The organism is Streptosporangium sp. NBC_01639 (genome assembly GCF_045209755.1).
Taxonomy (GTDB): domain Bacteria; phylum Actinomycetota; class Actinomycetes; order Streptosporangiales; family Streptosporangiaceae; genus Streptosporangium.
Map to the genome: position 1 here is coordinate 4,894,051 of NZ_CP109272.1, position 20,225 is coordinate 4,914,275.

The 20,225-nt window shown below is 69.2% G+C and carries 16 protein-coding genes; 3 read left to right on the forward strand and 13 right to left on the reverse strand.

The features are described 5' to 3' along the window. Window positions 1-11: 11 nt before the first annotated feature. Window positions 12-1,361 carry a DUF1996 domain-containing protein gene (locus tag OHA77_RS22375; protein WP_406311488.1) on the reverse strand — a complete coding sequence of 450 codons (1,350 nt, stop codon included), beginning with the start codon at window positions 1,359-1,361 and terminating at the stop codon, window positions 12-14. A gap of 379 nt (window positions 1,362-1,740) precedes the next feature. On the opposite strand from OHA77_RS22375, the gene OHA77_RS22380 reads away from it, so the two are divergent. After that, entirely contained in the window at window positions 1,741-4,740 is a 3,000-nt protein-coding gene (locus tag OHA77_RS22380) for a discoidin domain-containing protein (protein WP_406311489.1), read from the forward strand. 258 nt (window positions 4,741-4,998) lie between these two features. Here the strand turns inward: OHA77_RS22380 and OHA77_RS22385 are convergent, their stop codons facing one another. After that, a complete protein-coding gene (locus tag OHA77_RS22385; protein WP_326826328.1) occupies window positions 4,999-5,622 on the reverse strand; it encodes a TetR/AcrR family transcriptional regulator C-terminal domain-containing protein in 624 nt (207 codons plus the stop codon). 56 nt (window positions 5,623-5,678) lie between these two features. On the opposite strand from OHA77_RS22385, the gene OHA77_RS22390 reads away from it, so the two are divergent. Beyond that, entirely contained in the window at window positions 5,679-6,089 is a 411-nt protein-coding gene (locus OHA77_RS22390) for a hypothetical protein (protein WP_326826327.1), read from the forward strand. Between the two features lie 163 nt (window positions 6,090-6,252). Here the strand turns inward: OHA77_RS22390 and OHA77_RS22395 are convergent, their stop codons facing one another. From OHA77_RS22395 to OHA77_RS22425, 7 genes are read right to left on the reverse strand one after another with little or no spacing between them, the layout of a single operon-like run. Then, a complete protein-coding gene (locus OHA77_RS22395) occupies window positions 6,253-7,857 on the reverse strand; it encodes an ABC transporter ATP-binding protein (protein ID WP_406311490.1) in 1,605 nt (534 codons plus the stop codon). Next, on the reverse strand, window positions 7,854-8,888 hold the full coding sequence (locus tag OHA77_RS22400; protein ID WP_406311491.1) for a serine hydrolase domain-containing protein: 1,035 nt from the start codon (window positions 8,886-8,888) through the stop codon (window positions 7,854-7,856). The genes OHA77_RS22395 and OHA77_RS22400 overlap by 4 nt, the downstream gene beginning before the upstream one ends. Beyond that, window positions 8,885-10,051: an anhydro-N-acetylmuramic acid kinase gene (locus OHA77_RS22405; protein WP_406311492.1), complete on the reverse strand. Its 1,167-nt coding sequence runs from the start codon at window positions 10,049-10,051 to the stop codon at window positions 8,885-8,887. The genes OHA77_RS22400 and OHA77_RS22405 overlap by 4 nt, the downstream gene beginning before the upstream one ends. Continuing rightward, on the reverse strand, window positions 10,048-10,947 hold the full coding sequence (gene murQ, locus OHA77_RS22410) for an N-acetylmuramic acid 6-phosphate etherase (protein ID WP_406311493.1): 900 nt from the start codon (window positions 10,945-10,947) through the stop codon (window positions 10,048-10,050). The genes OHA77_RS22405 and murQ overlap by 4 nt, the downstream gene beginning before the upstream one ends. After that, the gene (locus tag OHA77_RS22415) at window positions 10,944-11,771 is read right to left on the reverse strand and encodes an ABC transporter permease (RefSeq protein WP_326826322.1); all 828 of its coding nucleotides are present in this window, start codon (window positions 11,769-11,771) and stop codon (window positions 10,944-10,946) included. Before OHA77_RS22415 ends, murQ begins: the two co-directional genes overlap by 4 nt. Next, window positions 11,768-12,739: an ABC transporter permease gene (locus OHA77_RS22420; protein WP_406311494.1), complete on the reverse strand. Its 972-nt coding sequence runs from the start codon at window positions 12,737-12,739 to the stop codon at window positions 11,768-11,770. Before OHA77_RS22420 ends, OHA77_RS22415 begins: the two co-directional genes overlap by 4 nt. A gap of 2 nt (window positions 12,740-12,741) precedes the next feature. Then, on the reverse strand, window positions 12,742-14,286 hold the full coding sequence (locus OHA77_RS22425) for an ABC transporter substrate-binding protein (protein WP_406311495.1): 1,545 nt from the start codon (window positions 14,284-14,286) through the stop codon (window positions 12,742-12,744). Between the two features lie 92 nt (window positions 14,287-14,378). Here OHA77_RS22425 and OHA77_RS22430 point away from each other — a divergent pair, with 92 nt between their 5' ends. Further along, window positions 14,379-15,266 (forward strand): MurR/RpiR family transcriptional regulator, encoded by an 888-nt coding sequence (locus tag OHA77_RS22430; protein ID WP_406311496.1) that lies wholly within the window; start codon window positions 14,379-14,381, stop codon window positions 15,264-15,266. Between the two features lie 140 nt (window positions 15,267-15,406). On the opposite strand, the gene OHA77_RS22435 is transcribed toward OHA77_RS22430, so the two are convergent. From OHA77_RS22435 to OHA77_RS22450, 4 genes are read right to left on the reverse strand one after another with little or no spacing between them, the layout of a single operon-like run. Then, window positions 15,407-17,203: a glycoside hydrolase family 127 protein gene (locus tag OHA77_RS22435; RefSeq protein WP_406311497.1), complete on the reverse strand. Its 1,797-nt coding sequence runs from the start codon at window positions 17,201-17,203 to the stop codon at window positions 15,407-15,409. After that, window positions 17,196-17,960 carry a carbohydrate ABC transporter permease gene (locus OHA77_RS22440; protein ID WP_406311498.1) on the reverse strand — a complete coding sequence of 255 codons (765 nt, stop codon included), beginning with the start codon at window positions 17,958-17,960 and terminating at the stop codon, window positions 17,196-17,198. Before OHA77_RS22440 ends, OHA77_RS22435 begins: the two co-directional genes overlap by 8 nt. After that, window positions 17,957-18,871, reverse strand: coding sequence for a carbohydrate ABC transporter permease (locus OHA77_RS22445; RefSeq protein WP_406311499.1), 915 nt, complete (start codon window positions 18,869-18,871; stop codon window positions 17,957-17,959). Before OHA77_RS22445 ends, OHA77_RS22440 begins: the two co-directional genes overlap by 4 nt. Continuing rightward, the gene (locus OHA77_RS22450) at window positions 18,868-20,130 is read right to left on the reverse strand and encodes an ABC transporter substrate-binding protein (RefSeq protein WP_406311500.1); all 1,263 of its coding nucleotides are present in this window, start codon (window positions 20,128-20,130) and stop codon (window positions 18,868-18,870) included. The genes OHA77_RS22445 and OHA77_RS22450 overlap by 4 nt, the downstream gene beginning before the upstream one ends. Between the last annotated feature and the right edge of the window lie 95 nt (window positions 20,131-20,225).

The window sequence follows — 20,225 nt, forward strand, 5'->3', positions numbered from 1 at the left end:
GGCACGCGCGGTCAGGGGAGCTCGAAGTCCTCCGTGAGGGCGGCGCCGCGGTGCGGCTTGTACAGGTCGTAGCCGCGCGGGTTGCACTGGAGGCCACCGTTGATGCAGTGGGTCACCAGCGCGTCGAGGATGGCGGGGTTGTCCCACGCGTTGAAGAAGTCGTAGTGCCAGGTGTAGCCGCGGCCACTGGCCAGCCGCGCCTGTGACAGGTCACCGCTCGCCGGGAAGGCGATCTTGAATTCCAGCATCGGCACCGCCACCGGGTGGCTGGCCGGGCAGTAGCCGTCGGAGGGGTAGGACATGTGACTCTTGTGGTTGGCGCTGTCGAGGTTGACGCCGTCCCAGCAGCTCGGTGACTGGTAGCGGACGTTCACCTGGCTGCCCGCCACGCAGGACGTCGGGATGTCCCAGCTGTGGGAGATGTCGCCGCACTCGAAGCCCTCGACGGCGCCGGGCGAGTCGCGGAACTCCGCCAGTGTCGCGGTCGGGCTGCCGACGACGAAGCGCAGTCCCTGCGGGAAGGGCTGCACCTGCCAGTAGTCAAGGATGCCGGATTTGTAGTAGATGACCTGGTTGCCGGTCGGCTGGATCAGCTGGTCGCCCTTGTAGAAGCTCGGGAACCAGTAGGCCGATCGGTCATGCGGGTTGGTGCACGAGGTGCCGCCACCGAGGAGTGACGCCGCCGTGCTGCTCGCGTTGGTCGTCCTGTTGCCGACGAAGGTGTGCATGTGCGAGGCGCCGGGCAGGCCGGGGAAGACGATCGGGTCGTCGGGCCGGTTCGCCGTCCACGAGCAGTTGGCCTGGAACTCGTGGTGCGTCACCTCGTCGGTGAACGTCGGCTTCGGCCTGGGGGTGGTCCCGGCACCGCCGGTGCCGTACACCTTGAACTCCCACAGGGAGTAGCCGTAGCCGGTGCCGCGGGCGGTGCCGTAGAGGCGGACGTATCGGCCGGTGCCGGTCACGTTCAGGGTCTGGGTGCCGCCGGTGCCGGTCGTGGTCGAGTAGACGTCGGTCCAGCTCGTGCCGTTGGCGGAGACCTGGAGCTTGAACGCCTTGCCGTACGCGCCCTCCCAGCTGAGGACGGCCTGGTTGATCGTCGCGGTGGCGCCGAGGTCGACCTGGAGCCACTGCGGGTCGGCGGCGGCGCTGGACCACCGGGTGCCGTTGTTGCCGTCGAAGGCGGCTCCGGCGCCGTACCCGCCTCCTTCGGTGGAGGAGGCGGTGGCGGGCCGGCCCTGTGAGAGCAGGGTGTCCGCCGCGGCGACCGGGCTGATGATCGCCAGGCCGGTCGCGACCATCGCGACGAGGGTGGCGGCGACCAGTCCCAGGCGGAGCCTGACTGGACTTCGGGATGAGTGCATGCCCTCTCCTTGGTGGGGGGGAACCGTTGGGAACGGCGGATGGGAGAGCGCTCTCCTTTCAGCTTGTCCCGCGCTGTCGCGGCTTGTCAAGGCAGGCGCTGACTCGATCTGAAACCTGCTGTTCACACTTCCGACACGGGCGGTCCGCGCATCCCATCTCTCCGAGAGCGTCTCTGCCCTGCGAATCCCTGCGAAAAGGCGATTTCTGAGGGATATGACGGCCGAGGTGAGGTTTCCGGTGCTTGAGCAGCGCGTTTCGAACCGGTGAAAGGAAGAGCCTTGACACTGCTCGATCTCCGGGAGCACTCTCGGTTACGGAGAGCGCTCTCCCTCCTCTGCCGCCCCGGTGCGGCAGGCACCCCCCTTTCAAGGAGAGATCGTGCATCCAGCTCGTAGTTCGGGCCGGTTCCGGTCGGGCCTGGTCATCGCCGCCCTGGCGAGCCTGGTCCTTTCCGGTCTGGCACTCATCAGCCCGGCGGCGGCGGCCGACGGGCTGCTGTCGCAGGGCAGGACGGCGACGGCCTCGTCGTCCGAGGGCGCCGCCTACAGCGCGGCGGCGGCGGTCGACGGAAACCTGACCGGCACCCGGTGGGCCAGCGCGTTCAGCGATCCGCAGTGGCTCCAGGTCGACCTGGGCGCCACCGCGACGATCAGCAGTGCCGTACTGACCTGGGAGACCGCGTACGGCAAGGCGTTCAAGCTCCAGGTCTCCGCCAACGGCACGAGCTGGACCGACGTCTACTCGACCACGACCGGCACCGGCGGCACCCAGACCCTGAACGTGACCGGCACCGGCCGATACGTCCGCCTCTACGGCACCGCCCGCGGCACCGGCTACGGCTACTCCCTGTGGGAGTTCCAGATCTACGGCCGGCTGGGCACCGGCGGGGAACCCGAGGAGCCCGGCACCTGGACCGAGGTGTGGAAGGACGACTTCACCGGACCGGCCGGCACCTCCCCCTCGGCCGCCGGCTGGATCCTGCGCACCGGCACCTCCTATCCCGGCGGCGCCGCGAACTGGGGCACCGGCGAGGTCGAGACCATGAGCGCCTCGACCGCCAACGTCTTCCTCGACGGCGGCGGCAACCTGAACATCAAGGCGATCAAGGACGGTGCCGGCAACTGGACCTCCGGCCGGATCGAGACCCAGCGCACCGACTTCGAGCCGAAACCGGGTGAGCTGCTCAGGTTCAGCGCCCGGCTCAAGCAGCCCGACGTCGCCGCCCCCCTGGGCTACTGGCCCGGCTTCCGGGCCACCGGAGCCGCCTACCGGGGCAACTACACCAACTGGCCGTCCGTCGGCGAGACCGACATCATGACCGGGGTCAACGGCCGCGGCCAGCTGGCCAACACCCTGCACTGCGGCACCGCCCCCGACGGGGTGTGCAACGAGTACAACGGCCGCACCAGCGGTTTCGCCACCTGCGAGGGCTGCCAGAGCGGCTACCACGAGTACAGCCAGGTCATCGACCGCACCAAGACCGACGAGGAGATCCGCTTCTATCTCGACGGCAGGCAGACCTGGATCGTGCGCGAGAGCCAGGTCGGCGTCGCCGCCTGGAACGCCGCCGTCCACCACGGCTTCTACCTCCGCCTCGACCTGGCCGTCGGCGGCTCGCTGCCCAACGCGCTCGCGGGTGTCACGACGCCGACCGCCGCCACCACCTCCGGCGGCGTGCTGAGCGTGGACCAGGTGTCGGTCTCCCGGCAGACCGGCACCGTCCCCGCCGCCATGACCGACCCGGCCACCCCGGCCGGGCCGAGCACGGTCCGGGTGACCGGGTCGCAGGGCAACTGGCAGCTCCAGGTGAACGGCTCACCCTACGAGATCAAGGGCATGACCTACGGCCCGCCGCAGGCCGCGGCCGACGGCTACATGCGCGACCTGGCGGCCATGGGCGTCAACACGATCCGCATCTGGGGCGTCGACGACGTCAACACCCCGACGCTGATCGACAAGGCCGCCCAGCAGGGCATCAAGGTCATCGTCGGGCACTGGCTCAACCAGGGCGCCGACTACGTCAACGACACCGCGTACAAGACCAGCGTGAAGAACGAGATCGTCGCCCGGGTCAACGCGCTCAAGGGCCGCCAGGGCGTGCTCATGTGGGACGTCGGCAACGAGGTCATCCTCACCATGCAGGACCACGGCCTGCCGGCCGACGTGGTCGAGCAGCGGCGGGTGGCGTACGCGAAGTTCGTCAACGAGGTGGCGCAGGCGATCCACGCCGCCGACCCCGGCCACCCGGTCACCTCCACCGACGCCTACACCCACGCCTGGACCTACTACAAGGCCCACTCCCCGGCCCTGGACCTGCTCGCGGTCAACTCCTACGGCGCCATCCACACCGTCAAGCAGGACTGGATCAACGGCGGGTACACCAAGCCGTACATCGTCACCGAGGCGGGACCGGACGGTGAGTGGGAGGTGCCAAACGATGTCAACGGCGTCCCCGACGAGCCGACCGACCTGGAGAAGCGGGACCAGTACACCGCCAGCTGGAACGCGATCAAGAGCCACCCGGGCGTCGCGCTCGGCGCGACCGAGTTCCACTACGGCCTGGAGAACGACTTCGGCGGGGTGTGGCTCAACACCACCACCGGCGGCTGGCGCCGGCACGGCTACCACGCGCTCCGGGCGGCCTACACCGGGCAGCCCTCGGCGAACACGCCCCCGCAGATCACCTCGATGACGGTCGGCTCGCAGACCGCCGTCCAGGCCGGCAAGACCTTCACCGTCGAGGTCGCCGCGTCCGATCCGAACGGCGACCTGGTCCGCTACAACCTGATGTTCAGCAACAAGCACGTCAACGGCAACCGCGGCCTCGACAACGTCAGGTTCACCCAGACCGCCCCCGGCAGGTTCTCGGTGACCGCGCCGGAGCAGCTGGGCGTGTGGAAGGTGTACGTGTACGCCTTCGACGGGCACGGCAACGCCGGCATCGAGCAGCGGTCGTTCCGCGTGGTCCCGCCGACGGTCGACGGGACCAATGTGGCGCTCGGCAAGCCGACCACCGCCTCCAGCTACCAGGCGACCGGCGACGGCGGGCCGTTCAACCCCGGCCGGGCCACCGACGGCAGCTTCACGTCCCGGTGGGCCAGCGAGTGGGCCGACCCGCAGTGGCTCCAGGTGGACCTCGGCGGGTCCACCGCGATCAAGCGCGTCCAGCTCGGCTGGGAGAGCGCGTACGGCAAGGCGTACCAGCTCCAGACCTCGGCCAACGGCTCGGACTGGAGCACCGCCTACTCGACCACGACCGGTGACGGCGGGTTCGACGTCATCGACCTCGGCACGTCGACCAGGTACGTCCGGCTGAACCTCACCCAGCGCGGCACGGCGTACGGCTACTCGCTCTACGAGTTCGGCATCTACAGCTAGTCCCGGGCACGTTCGCGGGCAGGAGACCCCTGCCTGCTGCCCGCGGACGTTCCCGGCCATGTGAATTGCCGACGACCCGATGGCAGACGTGCGACTTCAGGCGGACTCTGCTCCATGGCCCTGAGCGATCCGGTCGATGTGCCCCGCGAGCATCAACATGGCACCCAGGGCGAGCTGCAACTACGCACCGACCGCCGTCGGCGCCGATGGCGGCCCTTCCGGGGGTCGGCCCGCATAAGCCCACAACCCATTCCTGGGCTACCGCATGTCGCGGTCTCCGATGATCAGGGATACGCCCGCGTTGAAGATGTCATCGGGAGTGAGTCCGGTGCGACGGCCTTCCGCCAGGGCGCGGGCGATGGTGGGGAACGTTCGCGTGAACTGCTCGGCGGTCTGGGTGTCCATGGTGTGGGCGCCCGCGGAGTCCTGCTCTTCGATGACGTGGCCGAAGGTGTAGTGGGTGCCGGTGAAGACGATGTTCGCCGCCTCGGCCAGGGGCAGGTCGCGGTCTTCGAGTGCGCGGAGCGCGTGTTCGGCGATGCGGGCGAGAGTGGGTGTGCCGGGTGGCCGGGCGCCGGCCACGACTCGGGCGCCGTCGGGGTAGGCCAGCATCGCCTGGCGCAGGCGGTGGAAGATGGCGGCCAGCCATGGCCGCCAGGACTGGCCGGGAGGCAGTGGCGCGAGCTCGGCGAATTGTTCTTGCAAGATGGCTTCGGCCATCGCTTCCAGGAGTTCCTGCTTGTCGTTGAAGCGCCAGTAGATGGCGGGGGCTTTGACCTGCAGGCTGGTGGTGAGCCTGCGGAAGGTCACCCCGGTCAGACCTTCCTGTTTCAGCAGCGTCAGGGCTTGCTTCACGATCGTCTCGGCATCCACGGCAACCATCCTATAACTGTGTTACATTGGCCTTGCTGTAACGTCGTTATAGAGAGGTGCGGATCGTGAACCAGGCACTCGTGGACAGCATGCGGAGCTACCTCCAGGCCGGACTGGCCATGGACGTGGACCAACTGGATCAGCTGTATGACCCGGAATTCGAGAACGTGCGGGTGGATGAGTCCGGCCAGACGATCACCCTGACCAAGACCCAGTTCATGGCGCGCTTCCGTGCGCTGCGTGAACAAGGCCAGTCGGTGGGTGACTCCATCGACGACATCACCTTCCCGGCCACCACTGACTTCGGCGACCACGCGGCGATCATCATGCGCCGGGTCGAAAACGACGTGCCGGCGCTGTATACCTTCATCTGGCGGATGGACGAGGGACAGCCGACCACCATCCTGCGCGAGATCACCTTCGACAAGGACATCAGCTACCTGCTGAAGATGGTGCAGGCCGCGAAGGACGCATAGCGGTATCGGAGGGTGCGCCCCTCGTGGGAGGCGTTCGGACGTCGGACGGCGTCCACGATCGGGCCGCACCCAAGAGCCGGAATCGGGCAGCTAAGCGGTCGACGCGTTGTCCGCCGAACTGGTCAGGAGCGCAGTTGTCACGGCGCACGAGCCTGATTCGCGCCTACCGGCGCCCGGTTCCGGGGATCGCGGCCAGCAGTTCGCGGGTGTAGTCGGCCGCGGGATGTTCGAAGATCTCGCTCGCGGTCCCGCTCTCCACGATCCGCCCGCGCTGCATCACATGGACCGAGTGCGAGATCATGCGGACCACCGCGAGGTCGTGGCTGATGAACAGGTAGCTGAGCCCGAGCTCGCGCTGCAGTTCGGCGAGCAGTTCGAGGATCTGCGCCTGGACCAGCACGTCGAGGGCCGAGACGGCCTCGTCGAGCACGACGAGCTCGGGCGAGAGCGCCAGCGCCCTGGCGATGGCGACCCGCTGGCGCTGGCCGCCGGACAGCTCGTGCGGCAGCCGCTGGGCCAGCGACGCGGGCAGGGAGACCTGGTCGAGCAGTTCGGCCGCGGTCTGCTTGCGGCTTGCCGCGGTGCCGACGCGGTGCACGCGCAGCGGCTCGGCGATCGACTTCTCCACGGTGTAGCGGGGGTCGAGCGAGGCGTACGGGTTCTGGAAGACCGGCTGCACGCGCCGGCGGAACGCGAAGAGCTCGCGCCGGCCCAGCGAGGTCACGTCGGTGCCGTCGAAGCGGATCCGTCCCGAGGTGACGTCGTCGAGGCCGAGCAGCAGGTTCGCGGTCGTCGACTTGCCCGATCCCGATTCGCCGACGATGGACACGGTGTGGCCGCGGGGAATGCCGAAGGTGACCGCGTCGACCGCGGTGAACTCCGCCGCGCTGCCCCGGATCGGGAAGACCTTGCGCAGGTCCTCGATCTCCACGAGGTCCTCGGTTTCCTGCGGCGGTTCGAGCATCCGCACCGACGACAGGCTGGGTACGGCGCGCAGCAGGCGCCGGGTGTACTCGTGGGTGGGGTCGGCCAGGATCTCGGCCGCCGGGCCCACCTCGACGATCTCGCCCTGGTACATGACGGCCACGACGTCGGCGCGCTCGGCGGCCAGGGCGAGGTCGTGGGTGATGAGGAAGACGGCCGTGCCCATCTCCGCGGTGAGTTCCGCGAGCTGGTCGAGGATGCGCCGTTGCACGGTCACGTCGAGCGCGGAGGTCGGCTCGTCGGCGATGAGCAGCTTCGGCCGGCAGGCCAGGCCGATGGCGATGAGCACGCGCTGGCGCATCCCGCCGGAGAACTCGTGCGGGTACTGGTCGATCCGCTGCTCCGGATCGGGGATGCCGACCATGTCCAGGAGCCCGGCCACGCGCGCGCGGGCCGCCTTGCCCGAGGCGACGCCGTGCACCTCAAGGGCCTCGGCGATCTGCTCCCCGACACGCATGAGCGGGTTGAGGTTGGACATCGGGTCCTGGGGGACGAGCCCGATCCCCGCCCCGCGGATCGCGGTCATCTCGCGCTCGCTCGCCGTGGCCAGGTCACGCCCCTCGAAGAGCACCTGCCCGCCGGTGATGCGGCCGTTGTCGGGGAGGAGGCGGTTGATCGCGGCCGCCGTGGTGGACTTGCCCGACCCCGACTCGCCGACGACCGCGACGGTCTGGCCGGGCATGATCTCCAGCGAGACGTTCTTCACGACGGTGGCGTCCTGCTTGCCGGTGCGGAAGGCGACCGACAGGTCGCGGATGGCCAGGAGCGGCCCGGGGCTCGTCATACTGTCCTCGATCGTTGTGCGGTGGCCTTCAGCAGGTCGTGCCAGAGAGTGTCCGTGGGCACGGGTGTCCCCTCGACCAGCAGCCGGTTGCTTGCCATGACCAGGGCGATGTCACGGTCGGGCACGAAACCGACGGCGCAGCCCACATAGCCGGGGTGGCCGAGCACGGTGACGGTCTCGTTCCGGACCTGGAGCTCGTACCTGCGGAAGCCGAGCGCCTGCTGGGCGTCGGGGCCCGGTGCGAAGAACTCCTGCGCGACGTCGGGCCGCCACAGCCCGTCGTGCTCGCGGTAGCGGGACAGCGCGGTGCAGTAGCGCAGCAGGTCGGGGACGGTCGAGAAGAGCCCGGCGTGCCCGGAGACGCCGCCGAAGGCGTGGTGGGCGTTGCCGTCGGCGACCTGCCCGATCACGGGTCCGTGGCGCCAGCCGGTGAAGTCGGCACTGCGGTGGGGGACGGGATAGGGCCGCTGCGAGTCCAGCATGTCCATCTCGACCCGGTCGTCGCGCGCGCTCATGGCCACCCGCGGGCCCGCGGGGCGGGCGTACCTGGTCGAGGAGAGGCCGAGCGGCTCGGTCACCAGCTCGGACACGGCCCGATCCAGACCGAGTCCGGTGGCGACCTCGACGATCCGCCCGAGCAGGATGAACCCGAGGTCGGAATAGTGCCGCTCCCGGCCTGGGCGGTAGCGCGGTGGCGGCATCTCCCGCTGGATGTAGAGCGGATACCACTCCCACAGCCCGCCCCGGTGCAGGAGCAGGTCGCGCACGGTGACGCCGTCCGGGGAGTCCGGGAGGTATCCGCGCACCGGCGCGTCCAGGTCGACGAGGCCGTCGGAGACGAGGCGGATGAGCGCCGTCGTGGTGGCGAGGATCTTCGTGATCGAGGCGAGGTCGTGGTGGGTGTCGATCGTCATCGGCGCCTCACCGACGCGTACCCCGTCCTCCCAGCGCACGGTGCGATGGCCGGTGCACTCGGTCAGGTCGAACCATGGAGTGCGCGCGGCCATGATGAGGCCCGCGGGCGCGTTCATCGGCGCAGGGTGAGTGAGCGCGGCGGGTCGGCGACCGGCGTGGGCAGGACGAGCGGTCCCGCTCCGGGCGTGAGCGTGCCGAGGATGCGGCCGGCGCGGGCGCCCGTACCGGCCGGCACGGTTCCCGGCAGGCCGTGTGCGGTGCACCAGCCGATGAGGGCGAAGGCGATCGCCTCCTTGTCGTCGGCGGGAGCGCCGTAGTCGTCGGAGAGCGCGACGGTCACACCGGGGAGCGCGTCGCGCAGCCCCTTCATGATCACGGGGTTGTGGCAGCCGCCGCCGGAGACGACGAGGAGGTCCACGCCCGCGGCCAGGACGTCCCGGGCGACCACGCGTACGGTGAGCTCGGTCAGGGTCGCCACCAGGTCGGCGTCGCCGACGCGGTGTCCCACCTTCGCGATCGCCTCCTCGACGTAGCCGAGGTGGAACAGCTCCTTGCCGGTGCTCTTCGGGGCCGGCAGCAGGTAGTACGGCTCGTCGAGCAGCACGTCGAGCAGCTCCTGGTCGACCCGCCCCGAGGCGGCGATCGCGCCGTCCTCGTCGAATCCCCGCTCGCCCAGCCCCCTGCTCGATACGACGGCGTCGACCAGCGCGTTCGCCGGCCCGATGTCGTAGGCGACCAGCCCGTCGAGCCCGCGCACCACCGTCATGTTGGAGATGCCGCCCAGGTTGAGCGCGGCGGCGCCGCCCCGGTGTCCGGCGAGCAGCAGGGCGTCGAGTACGGAGACCAGCGGAGCGCCGTGCCCGCCGGCCGTGATGTCGCGGATCCGCACGTCGGACAGGACCGGAGCCCCGGTGCGCTCGGCGATCCACGCGGGCTGGCCGATCTGCAGCGTGCCGTGCGCGTGCGCGCCCTCCACCCAGTGGAACACGGTCTGGCCGTGCGAGACGATGAGGTCCACCGGCCCGGCCTGTTCGATCGCGGTGGCGGCGGCCTCGGCGAAGCTCTGGCCGATGAGGGTGTCGAGGACGCACACCTCCGCGAGCGTCGTCTCCGCCGGGGGCAGCGCCTTGACCAGCCGGGCGCGCAGCTCCGGTGCGTACGGCGTGCTGGCGGTGTGCCCGACCCTGCCGTCGAGCACGCCGTCACGGAGGTCGAAGTCGACCAGCGCCACGTCGATGCCGTCGTGCGAGGTACCGGAGATCATTCCGAGGATTCTCATGCCTGCTCTCCCAAGGCGGCCCGCAGCCGCCCGCCGTTCCGGACCAGCCGCGCGGCGGCGTCCCGGGGACCGAGGTCGAAGCGGAAGGCCACGACCGCCTGTTTCACGTTGAACCCGTTCCGGTCCAGTACGGCCAGCGCCTCGTCCCGCCCGGCGCCCGTGATCGTCCGGACGATGCGGACGGCACGGTCGCGCAGCTTGCCGTTGCTGGCCTTGACGTCGACCATCAGGTTGCCGTAGGTCTTGCCGAGCTGCACCATCACGATCGTCGAGAACATGTTGAGCACGAGCTTCTGGGCGGTGCCCGCCCTGAGCCGGGTGGATCCGCTCAGCACCTCCGGGCCCACGAGCACCTCGATGGCGTGCTCCGCCTCGTCGCTCAGCGGGGTGCCCGGGTTGCAGGAGAGCCCCACGGTCAGTGCCCCGCGTTCCCGCGCGTGCCGTACCGCGGAGATCACGAACGGGGTCCGGCCGCTCGACGCGATGCCCACCACGGTGTCGAGCGGGCCGATGCCGGCGGCGTCGACGGCCTCCGCCGCGGCGTCCGGATCGTCCTCCGCGCCCTCGCGGGGGGAGACGATCGCGCTCTCGCCGCCCGCGATGATCGCGAAGACCTGCCCGGGCGGGGTGCTGAAGGTGGGAGGGCACTCCGAGGCGTCGAGCACGCCGAGCCGCCCGGGGGTGCCCGCGCCGATGTAGACGAGCCGGCCGCCCTTCTTCATCCGCTCGGCCGTGGCCTCGATCGCCGCGCTGATCTGGGGCAGTGCCCTGGCGACCGCGCCGGGGACCGTGGCGTCGGCCCCGTTCATGGTCGCCGCCAGCTCGGCCACCGTCATCCTGTCGATGTCGGCGAAGCGGGGGTCCGCTGATTCCGTCGTCAGTTCTGAGAGGTTCACCGCTTACCTCGGTTTCGCGGGTCGAGAGTGTCACGGAAGCCGTCGCCCAGCAGGTTCAGTCCCACGACGAGCAGCACGACGACCGCACCGGGTGCGATCAGCGTCCACGGGGCCACGAAGGTCAGGCTGCGCGCTTCGAAGATCATTGATCCGAGCGAGGGCGCGGGCGGGGGCGTGCCCAGGCCCAGGAAGCTCAGCGACGCCTCGGTGAGCACCGCCCAGGACAGGGACAGGGCCACCTGGATCACGATGATCGAGGTGATGTTCGGCAGCACGTGTCGCATCATGATCATCCATCGGCTCTGCCCGGTGGAGATGGCCGCCTTCACGTACTCGATCTCTCTGAGCGAGAGTACGGGGCCCCGGGTGACGCGGATGAAGATGGGCACGTAGACGATCGCGATCGCCACGGCGATCGTGAACCAGTTGCGGTTGAGCACCGAGGCGAGCGAGAGCGCGAGCAGCAGCGGCGGGAAGGCGAAGAGCACGTTGGTGACTCCGCCGATGGCGCCGTCCGCGACGCCGCGGTAGAAGCCGGACACGAGCCCGCCCAGGGTGCCCACCACCGCGGAGAAGGCCACGGCGACGACCGCGATGAGCGCCGAGTTGCCCACCCCGGCCGCGACCCGCGAGAAGACGTCCCTGCCGAACTGGTCCGTGCCGAACAGGTGGTCGCCCGATGGGGACAGGAACCGCGACGGCGGGTCCTGCGCGATCGGGTCGTGCGGGAGCAGGCCGAAGTACGACAGCAGCGCGACGACGGCGAGCAGGACGAGGATGACGATGCCGAAAAGGCCGCTGGGGCTCTTCCACAGAGGTCTCATGAGGCGCGCACCCGCGGGTCGATGACCCGGTAGAGGATGTCGGTCAGCAGGTTGACGATCACGAACGCCAGCGCGATGACCAGCACCGTGCTCTGGACGACCGCGTACTCCTTCTGCTGGATGCCCAGCAGCACCTGCCTGCCGATGCCGGGGATGGAGAAGATCTGCTCGACCACGACGGCTCCGCCGAGCAGGTAGCCGAACTGCAGGCCGGTCATCGTGACGATCGGCACGAGCGCGTTGCCGAGCACGTGCCTGACCTGCAGGCGCCGCGGCGGCACGCCCTTGGCGCGGGCGGTGCGGATGAAGTCGTTCGAGCGCACTTCGAGCACCGCGGTGCGGGTGGTGCGCAGGATCGGCGCCGCGATGCCGAACCCGAGCACGAGCGCGGGCAGGAACATCTGCTCCATGTTGAGCAGCGGGTTCTCGAAGAGGGAGGCGAAGCCCTGCCCGTTGGGGTTGAACCCGAAGGAGGAGGCGAAGATCGAGAGCAACGTCGTCGCCAGCAGGAAGGCCGGGACCGACAGCCCGGCCAGGCTCACGACCTGGCCGAGGGCGTCCCTCGGCGAGTTGGTCCTGGACGCCGAGAGCATGCCCAGCGGGACACCGATCAGCAGGGCCAGCACGATCGAGAACACCGCCAGTTCGAACGTGACGGGCAACGAGTGGAGCGTCAGGTCGAGCACGCTCTGCTGCGATCGCGCCGAGTAGCCGAAGTTCCCGGTGAACATGTTGCCGAGCCAGGAGAAGAACTGGGTGAACAGGGACTGGTCGAGGCCGTAGTAGCGTTCGAGCGCCTCCCGCTGCACCGGGGTGAGCGCCGCGGCCTCGGTGCCCAGCCCTGCGGTGATCTGGTTACCGGGGATCGCCCGGAGCATGACGAACACGAACACGGCCACCCCGAACAGGGTGCCGGCCATGCCCGCCACGCGCCGGACGACGCGGTTGTGCACGAATACTCTGCGCATGGCTAGTTGAGGGTCGTGGTGCGGAGATACTGGAGCGATCCACTGGCCATCGGGATGAAGCCCTTCACCTGGGACGTGGTGCCGGTGTAGGTGTAGCCGGTGAACAGCCAGATCCACGCCGCGTTGTTCTCAAGCTCCGCGGAGACCTTGCCGTAGATCTCCTTGCGGGCGGCCGGGTCGGTCGTCGCCTTGCCCTCGGCGAAGAGCTTGTCGAGTTCGGGCGAGCTGTAGCCGGCGACCTTGTTGAGGTTGCCCTTGCTGGTGAAGTAGCGGCCGTACATGCCGTCGGGGTCGGGGCGACCGCCGTTCAGCGCGACGGCGGCGTCGAAGTCGCCCGCGACCCACCGGTCGACGAACGCACCCGACTCCAGCACTTCGAGGTCGAGAGTGATCTTGGCCTCGGCGAGCTGCGCCTTCAGGTTCTGGCCCTCGTTGACCGAGGTCGCGTACTCGCCCTGGGAGACGATGGCCTTGACGGTCAGCCCGTTCGGCTTGCCCGCCTTGCCGAGATACTCGGCCGCCTTGGCCAGGTCGCGGGTGGGGCACGGGCGCTGCTGGGGGTCCGACTTGAACGCCGGAGAGGTGATCGGTCCCGTCACCTCGCCCTCGCTGAGCGCCGCGGTGTCGAGCACCTGCTTGCGGTCGATCGCACACTGGATCGCCAGCCGCACGTTGACGTCGTCGAGGCCGCCGCGGCGCGTGTTGAGCTGGAGAGCGTGGTAGTTGAGCTGCGGGGTCTTGGCGATGGTGATCGAGCCACCCTGCGCGGTCTGCGCGACGAGCGGGTCGTTGAAGATCGCGAGCTGCACGTTGCCCGACTGCATCGCGGAGACGATGGACGACTCGTCGGGGATCACCCTGAACTCGACACCGTCGAGCTTGGGCTTCTCGGCGCCCCAGTACTTGTCGTTCCTGGCCAGCGTGATCGACTGGCTCGCGACGCGCTTCTTCATGGTGAAGGGGCCGGTCCCGTTGGGGGTCGTGTTGAGCTTCTCCTCGGTGTCGTCGGAGGAGAGCATCGCCATGTTGATCGTGGCGAGGTTGGCCGGCAGCGCGGCATCGGGTCCGCTCAGTTTCAGCACCACGGTGTGCTCGTCGGGCGCGTCCACCGACTTCACCGAGGCGAGCGAGGTCGCCGCCACGGCGGCCGTGGACTCGTCCATGATCGCATCGAGTGAGGACTTGACGTCCTTGGAGTCGAAGGCGCTGCCGTCGCCGTAGGTGACACCCTGCCGGAGGACGAAGGTGAGGGTACGGCCGTCCTTCGAGGTCTTCCACGACTCGGCCAGGCCGGGCACCACGTTGAGGTCCTTGTCGAACTCCGTGAGCGTGCCGTAGATGTTCTGCAGCACGTTGACGGCCTGGAACTGGGTGGCCTTCCAGGGGAAGAGGGTGTCCGGGTCGGAGGTGACTCCGACCACGAGGTTTCCCCCGGTCGTGCCCGCCGCGCCGGTGGTGGTCGCGGGCCCGGAGGAGGACGAGCAGCTGGTGAGGGAGATGGACAGCGCTGCGGCAATGCCGATAGCGGAGAATACGCCACGGGACATGTGGCCTCCTCGGGGCAGTAGGTCATAAAATTACGCAGACCCTACCATCTATGTACTAATCTTCCTCAACAGGTTCAAACGAGTGGGTAACGATGTCTGAAGACTCCCGCACCGTGCTGATACGCATACGTGCGGCCATGCCCGCCCTGCGACCGTCGGAAGGACGCATCGCGGAGCTGATCGTCGGCGATCCGGCGGATGCCGCCAATCTCTCGATCGCCGAGCTCGCGGCCCGTTGTGAAACCTCGACCACCTCCGTGGTGCGCTTCTACCAGCGCATGGGCTACGCCCACTTCAAGGACTTCAGGATCGACCTGACCAGAGAGGCGGCGCGGGAGGAACTCGCGAAGTCGAGACTCCCCGAGGTGTCCGGCGACATCGACCGCCACGACAGCCTGGGGGAGATCGTGTCCAAGGTGGCGATGAACGAGACGCTCTCCCTCGCCGACACGGCGCGCGCGCTGGACATGGAGGCACTCGGCCGGGCCGTGGCGCTGGTGCTGTCGGCCCGCCGCATCGACAGCTTCGGGGTGGGCGCGAGCGCCCTCGTCGGGCTCGACCTCCAGCAGAAGCTGTCACGCATCGGCCGTACCGCGATCAACTGGCACGACTCTCACTCGGCCTGGACCTCCGCGGCCACGCTCAACGGCACATGCGTGGCCGTGGCCGTCTCGCACACGGGCGCGACCGTCGACACGGTCGAGTTCCTGGCGATCGCCCGCAAGTCCGGCGCCGCGACGGTCGCCATCACGAACTTCCGCGACTCACCGCTCGCGGCCACGGCCGACGTGACCCTCACCACGGCGGCCCGGGAGACCCAGTTCCGCTCGGGTGCGCTCGGCAGCCGCATCGCCCAGCTCATGGTCGTCGACTGCCTGTTCACCGGCGTGGCCCAGGCCTCCTACGACGAGTCGATGGCGGCGCTGCGCGACACCTACGCGGTCGTGCACGACCGCATCGTCCACAAGCGGACCCGATGAGGCCGTGACGAGGGCGCGACGAGGGCACGACGAGGGCACGACGAGGCCGCGACGAGGCCGTGACGAGCGCGACGGTCAGCGGGCCGACCCGGCCGGGCGGGTCAGGTGTCGCCGACCTCCCGGGACGCGGGCCGGGGGTGTCACGCCGGGATCCAGACGCGCATGCTGACCGGGCCGCGGTTGCCCCACCGGTGGTAGGGGACCAGCCGCAGCGCCGTCACGACCCCGGGCGCGTCGCCCTCCGGAGCGGAGCCGTACGGCCAGGCGCCGCCTCCCGGGGTGTCGAACACGGCGTCGACGTCGAGCTCGACGACCCCGTCCACGACGTGCTCGGTCACCGGCCCCACGCGCGCGGACACGTGCGCGAGCGGCGGCTCGTCGTCCACCGACTCGGCGCAGTACACCAGCGGCCCCCGTTCCACCGCCACGCTCCCGCGCAACGCGTCCACCCGCCGATCGGGATAGGTCCACCGGGGGGTCATCGGCAGTTCGAGCCGGATCTCGTCCCCCGCCCGCCACTTCCGCTCGACGGCGGCGTACCCGGGAACCACCTCCTCGGTGACGCCGCGGTGCGTGAGGGTGGCGCCCGCCGCCCACGGGGGCACACGGAGTGAGACCCGGCCCGAGCCGCGCTCCAGGACCCGCACCGTCACCGTCCCCGACCATGGATAATCCGTCTCCACCCGCAGTGCCAGCCCCGCGTGACGGATCTCGCCCGGCGTGTGGTGGTGGATCTGCACCCCCGACGCGTCGGAGGTCGCGACGTAGCCGGCCAGCGAGGCCAAGGTGCGGGCGATGTTGTTCGGGCAGCACGACACGTCGAACCACGGCGACCGCAGTCCGTTCTGCGCCGCGTGGTTCACCCCGGTGAGCTGCTCGGCGGGCACCCGGACCTGCAACGGGTTGGCGTAGAAGAACGACCGTCCGTCCAGCGCCACCCCCGTCGCGAGCACGTTGTACATGGTCCGCTCGGCCAGGTCGGCGTAGCGCACGTCGCCGGTGGCCAGCAGCAACCGGTGCGCCAGCATGATCGACCCGATCGAGGCGCACGTCTCGGCGTAGGCCCGGTCCGGCGGCAGCTCGAAGTCGTCGCCGAACGCCTCGTCGGAGTGGCGCGAGCCCATGCCGCCGGTCAGGTGGGTACGCCGGGCGACCGTCCGCTCCCACTGCGCCTCGATCATCTTCAGCAGTTCGAAGTCGCCCGTCTCCACCGCGACGTCCACCGCACCGGCCGCGAAATAGACGGCCCGTACGGCGTGCCCGCGGAACACCCGGGCCTGCCGTACCGGCAGGTCGTCCTGGAAGTAGGCGCGGCCGAAGGGGATCTCGCCGAGCGCGGGGAGCCCGCGCCGCTCGACGAACCTGCGGGCCATCTCCAGGTAGCGCTCGACGCCGGTCGCCCGGTAGAGCTCGACCAGCGCCATCTCGACCACCGGGTGGCCGCAGGTCTCCAGGGTGTTCATGAACCGCCGGCAGATGTGGTCGGCCACGCCGCGCACCACCCGGGTCAGGGCGTCCTCACCGTGCATCCGCAGCCGGGCGACGCCGGCCTGGATGAGGTGGCCGTAGCAGTAGAGCTCGTGTCCCCATTCGAAGTCGGCGTAGCGGTCGCCGCTCCACCGGGTGTTGAGGTAGCCGTCGTCCTCCTGGGCCAGGGCGACGGTCTCGGCCAGCTCGGGCAGCGCCGGGTGGTCGGCCCAGGCCATGGCCTCAAGCAGCTTGTAGATCTCGGAGTCGCTGAACTCCCTGCCGCGCCGGGGTCGCGCGCCGCGGAAGTTGGCCGTCCAGCCCTCCTTCTCCATCCACTCCCGGCAGTGGGAGACGGTGACCTCCCGGTTCAGCGCCACGCGGTCGCCCCAGAAACCGGGCGCGAGCCGTACCGCGTCGAGACCGAGCGGGGACAGGACGCCCGACGTGGGCTGGACGGGGTTAGCCACGCAGAGCTCCTGACATGAATCCGCGCACGTAGTGGCGCTGCAGTAGGACGAAGAGGATCAGGCATGGAAGCGCCATGACCATGACGCCCGCCTGCAACATGCCGTAGTCGATGGAGCCGAACGTGCCCTGGGTCATGCTGACCACGGCCACCGGAAGAGTGAAGCCGGCACCGTCGTTGAGCAGGATCAGCGGCGCGAAGAAGTCGTTCCAGGAGGCGAGGAAGGCGAACAGGCCGACCGTGATCAGGGCGGGGCGCACGGTGTGGAGCAGGATCCTGGAGAAGGCGTGGAAGGTGCCGCAGCCGTCGACCAGCGCCGCCTCCTCCAGCTCACGCGGGATCGCCTCGAACGCGTTGCGCATCATGAACAGCGCGAACGGCAGCTGGAACATCACGAACACCAGCGCCAGCCCGACCAGTGAGTTCTGCAGGCCCAGGTAGCCCAGCAGGACGTAGAGCGGGATCAGGATCGTCGCGTACGGCACCATCAGGATGGCCAGCGTGGCCAGGAACAGCAGGTTCTTGCCCGGGAAGTCGAAGCGGGCGAAGGCGTACCCGCCGAGCGCGGACACCGCGAGGGTGCCCGCGACGGTCATGCAGGAGACGAGCACGCTGTTGGTGAGGTAGGTGCCGACGCCCTCACCGAAGCGGGCCATCTTCAGGTAGTCGCCCGGATCCTCCAACGACGACCAGCCACTCCACAGCAGCGGGAACAGGAAGAGCACGGCCAGCGCCGACATCGTCGTGTAGTACCTCATTTGCGCAGCACCTTCATCTGCAGGGCGTTGAGTGCGACCAGCGCGACGAGCAGCACGACCGAGAGGGCGGCGGCACCACCGAGGTCGAAGCGGAAGAACGCGTCGCGGTAGATGACCATCACCATCGAGACCGTGCTGTTGTCCGGGCCGCCGTTGGTGAAGACGAAGAACTGGTCGAAGGCCAGCAGCGAGCCGGTGACGCTGAGGATCAGCATCAGCGCGATCGTCGGACGCAGCAGCGGGAGGGTGATCTTGGTGAAGATCTGCCATCGGTCGGCGCCGTCGGTCCTGGCCGCCTCGTAGACCTCGACCGGGATCGACTGGAGCCCGGTGAGCAGGATCAGCATGTTGAACCCGGCGAAGCGCCAGAGCACCAGGGTGATCGTGGAGAACAGCGCCATGTTCGGGGTGCCGATCCACTTGACCGGCTCGTCGGTGATCCCGAGGGAGCGCAGGATCGGGTCGATCGGCCCGAAGTCGTTGTTCAGCATGCCGTAGAACAGCAGCGCGGCCGCGGCGAAGCCGACGGCGCCCGGCAGGAAGAACGCGGTGCGGAAGAAGCCGACCCCCGGCCTGCGCTCCTGCACCAGCAGGGCCAGGCCGAGTGCGAGCGCGGACAGCAGGACCGTGGTGATGACGGTGTACTTGAGCGTGAACACGACCGCGTCGACGAACAGCGGGTTGTCGGCGATCGCGGTGTAGTTGCCGGGGAAGTTGGGGGTCGCCTTACCGAGCAGCGGCCAGCGGTTCAGCGACATCCAGCCGACGAGCACCAGCGGCACCACGAACAGCACGCCGACGATCACCGCGGTGGGGCCGGCGTACAGCCAGCCCTGCGCCTTCCGCCCGCGCCACCAGGGCGAGGGCGCGGACCGCCCCCGCCTGCCGGACCGGGTGAGTGTCAACGTCATTGCTGAAGCGACTTGTCGATCTCGGTGTCGAGCTGCGGCAGCTTGCCCGCGTCGCCGAACACGGCCTCCCGCGCGAAGCGCAGCCACGGCCCCTGCGGGTCGTTGAACGTCTGGCCGAAGCGCGGCGCGTACGGCGTCTGCCCCTTGGCCACCAGCGAGTTGATCAGCACGACACGTGGGTCCGCCGCCGAGTATTTGTTGCTCGCCAGGTCGGTCCGGGCCAGCACGTCCTTGTTCTTGGCCATGACCTCGACCTGCGCTTCGTCGGAGACCGTCCAGGACAGGAAGTCCCAGGCCGCGTCGGGGTTCGCGCTCGTGGAGGAGATGCCGATCGAGTCGCCGCCGACGAACGTGGACTCGCCGCCGTCGGGCCCGGCGATCGGCGCGACGCCGATCTTCATGTCCCCGGGCATCAGGCCGAGCGTGGTCGAGGGCATCGGCATGACGCCGATCTGTCCCTTGGGGAAGAACCCGGTCCAGGTCGGGCCCTGCTCCTCCTTCGTCGTGGGACCCGAGACCCCCTTGGCGTAGAGGTCGCGGTAGATCTTGAACACGTCGGTCATCGCGGGCTGGTCGTTCAGCGAGGCGGTGCCCTCGGGGTTCATCACCTGCCCGCCCGCCGCCCAGACCGACGGCCAGAAGGTGAAGACGTAGCAGCCGCCGCAGTTGCCGCCGAAGAACGTGCCGTGCACCTTCTCGTCCTTGCCGAGCTTGTCCTGCACGGTGGTGGCCTGCTCGGCGAACTCCTTCAGCGTCTTCGGGCCCTTCTCGGGATCGAGCCCGGCCTTGGCGTAGAGATCCTTGTTCCAGAACCAGACCGACAGGTCGAGCGTGTGGGGCAGTGTGTACTGCCTGCCGTCCAGCGTGCCGAGCTTGAGATGCGAGGGCGCGAGCTTGTCCTTGTACGGCAGGGCCGCCAGCCGCTCGCTGATGTCCAGGAACAGGCCCTGCGAGGTGTAGTTGGGAACGAAGATCACGTCTGCCGCGAACACGTCGGGGAGTTGCTTGGCGCCGGCCGCGGCCGCGATGCGCGGCTGGTAGTTGTCCGTCGGGATGACGGTCAGCTTCACCTGGTTCTTGTGACCCTTGTTGTAGGCGGCGACCAGCCGTTCGCTCTGCGCCTGCGTGGCGGCACGGGTCCACATGGTGATCGTGACGCCCTCCGAGGAGGGTTGTGCGGGCTCCGAATCTGCGCACGCGGTGATTGTTATCGCTAACATCGCGAGCAGGGCGACCCTGACCGGCGAACGTGGGTGCATGACCTCTCCTTCCAGTGCGCCCCCCGCACGCTGCGAAACTAAAATTAAAGGTTTTCGGAAACATAGGAGAAACATCTAGCGGTGTCAATGGGTTG

What these genes read in the sequence shown, in the direction of transcription:
- OHA77_RS22375 (WP_406311488.1), bottom strand. Translation starts at nt 1,361, where the DNA reads ATGCACTCATCCCGAAGTCCAGTCAGGCTCCGCCTGGGACTGGTCGCC.
- OHA77_RS22385 (WP_326826328.1), bottom strand. Translation starts at nt 5,622, where the DNA reads ATGGTTGCCGTGGATGCCGAGACGATCGTGAAGCAAGCCCTGACGCTG.
- OHA77_RS22395 (WP_406311490.1), bottom strand. Translation starts at nt 7,857, where the DNA reads ATGACGAGCCCCGGGCCGCTCCTGGCCATCCGCGACCTGTCGGTCGCC.
- OHA77_RS22400 (WP_406311491.1), bottom strand. Translation starts at nt 8,888, where the DNA reads ATGAACGCGCCCGCGGGCCTCATCATGGCCGCGCGCACTCCATGGTTC.
- OHA77_RS22405 (WP_406311492.1), bottom strand. Translation starts at nt 10,051, where the DNA reads ATGAGAATCCTCGGAATGATCTCCGGTACCTCGCACGACGGCATCGAC.
- OHA77_RS22415 (WP_326826322.1), bottom strand. Translation starts at nt 11,771, where the DNA reads ATGAGACCTCTGTGGAAGAGCCCCAGCGGCCTTTTCGGCATCGTCATC.
- OHA77_RS22420 (WP_406311494.1), bottom strand. Translation starts at nt 12,739, where the DNA reads ATGCGCAGAGTATTCGTGCACAACCGCGTCGTCCGGCGCGTGGCGGGC.
- OHA77_RS22425 (WP_406311495.1), bottom strand. Translation starts at nt 14,286, where the DNA reads ATGTCCCGTGGCGTATTCTCCGCTATCGGCATTGCCGCAGCGCTGTCC.
- OHA77_RS22430 (WP_406311496.1), top strand. Translation starts at nt 14,379, where the DNA reads ATGTCTGAAGACTCCCGCACCGTGCTGATACGCATACGTGCGGCCATG.
- OHA77_RS22440 (WP_406311498.1), bottom strand. Translation starts at nt 17,960, where the DNA reads ATGAGGTACTACACGACGATGTCGGCGCTGGCCGTGCTCTTCCTGTTC.
- OHA77_RS22445 (WP_406311499.1), bottom strand. Translation starts at nt 18,871, where the DNA reads ATGACGTTGACACTCACCCGGTCCGGCAGGCGGGGGCGGTCCGCGCCC.
- OHA77_RS22450 (WP_406311500.1), bottom strand. Translation starts at nt 20,130, where the DNA reads ATGCACCCACGTTCGCCGGTCAGGGTCGCCCTGCTCGCGATGTTAGCG.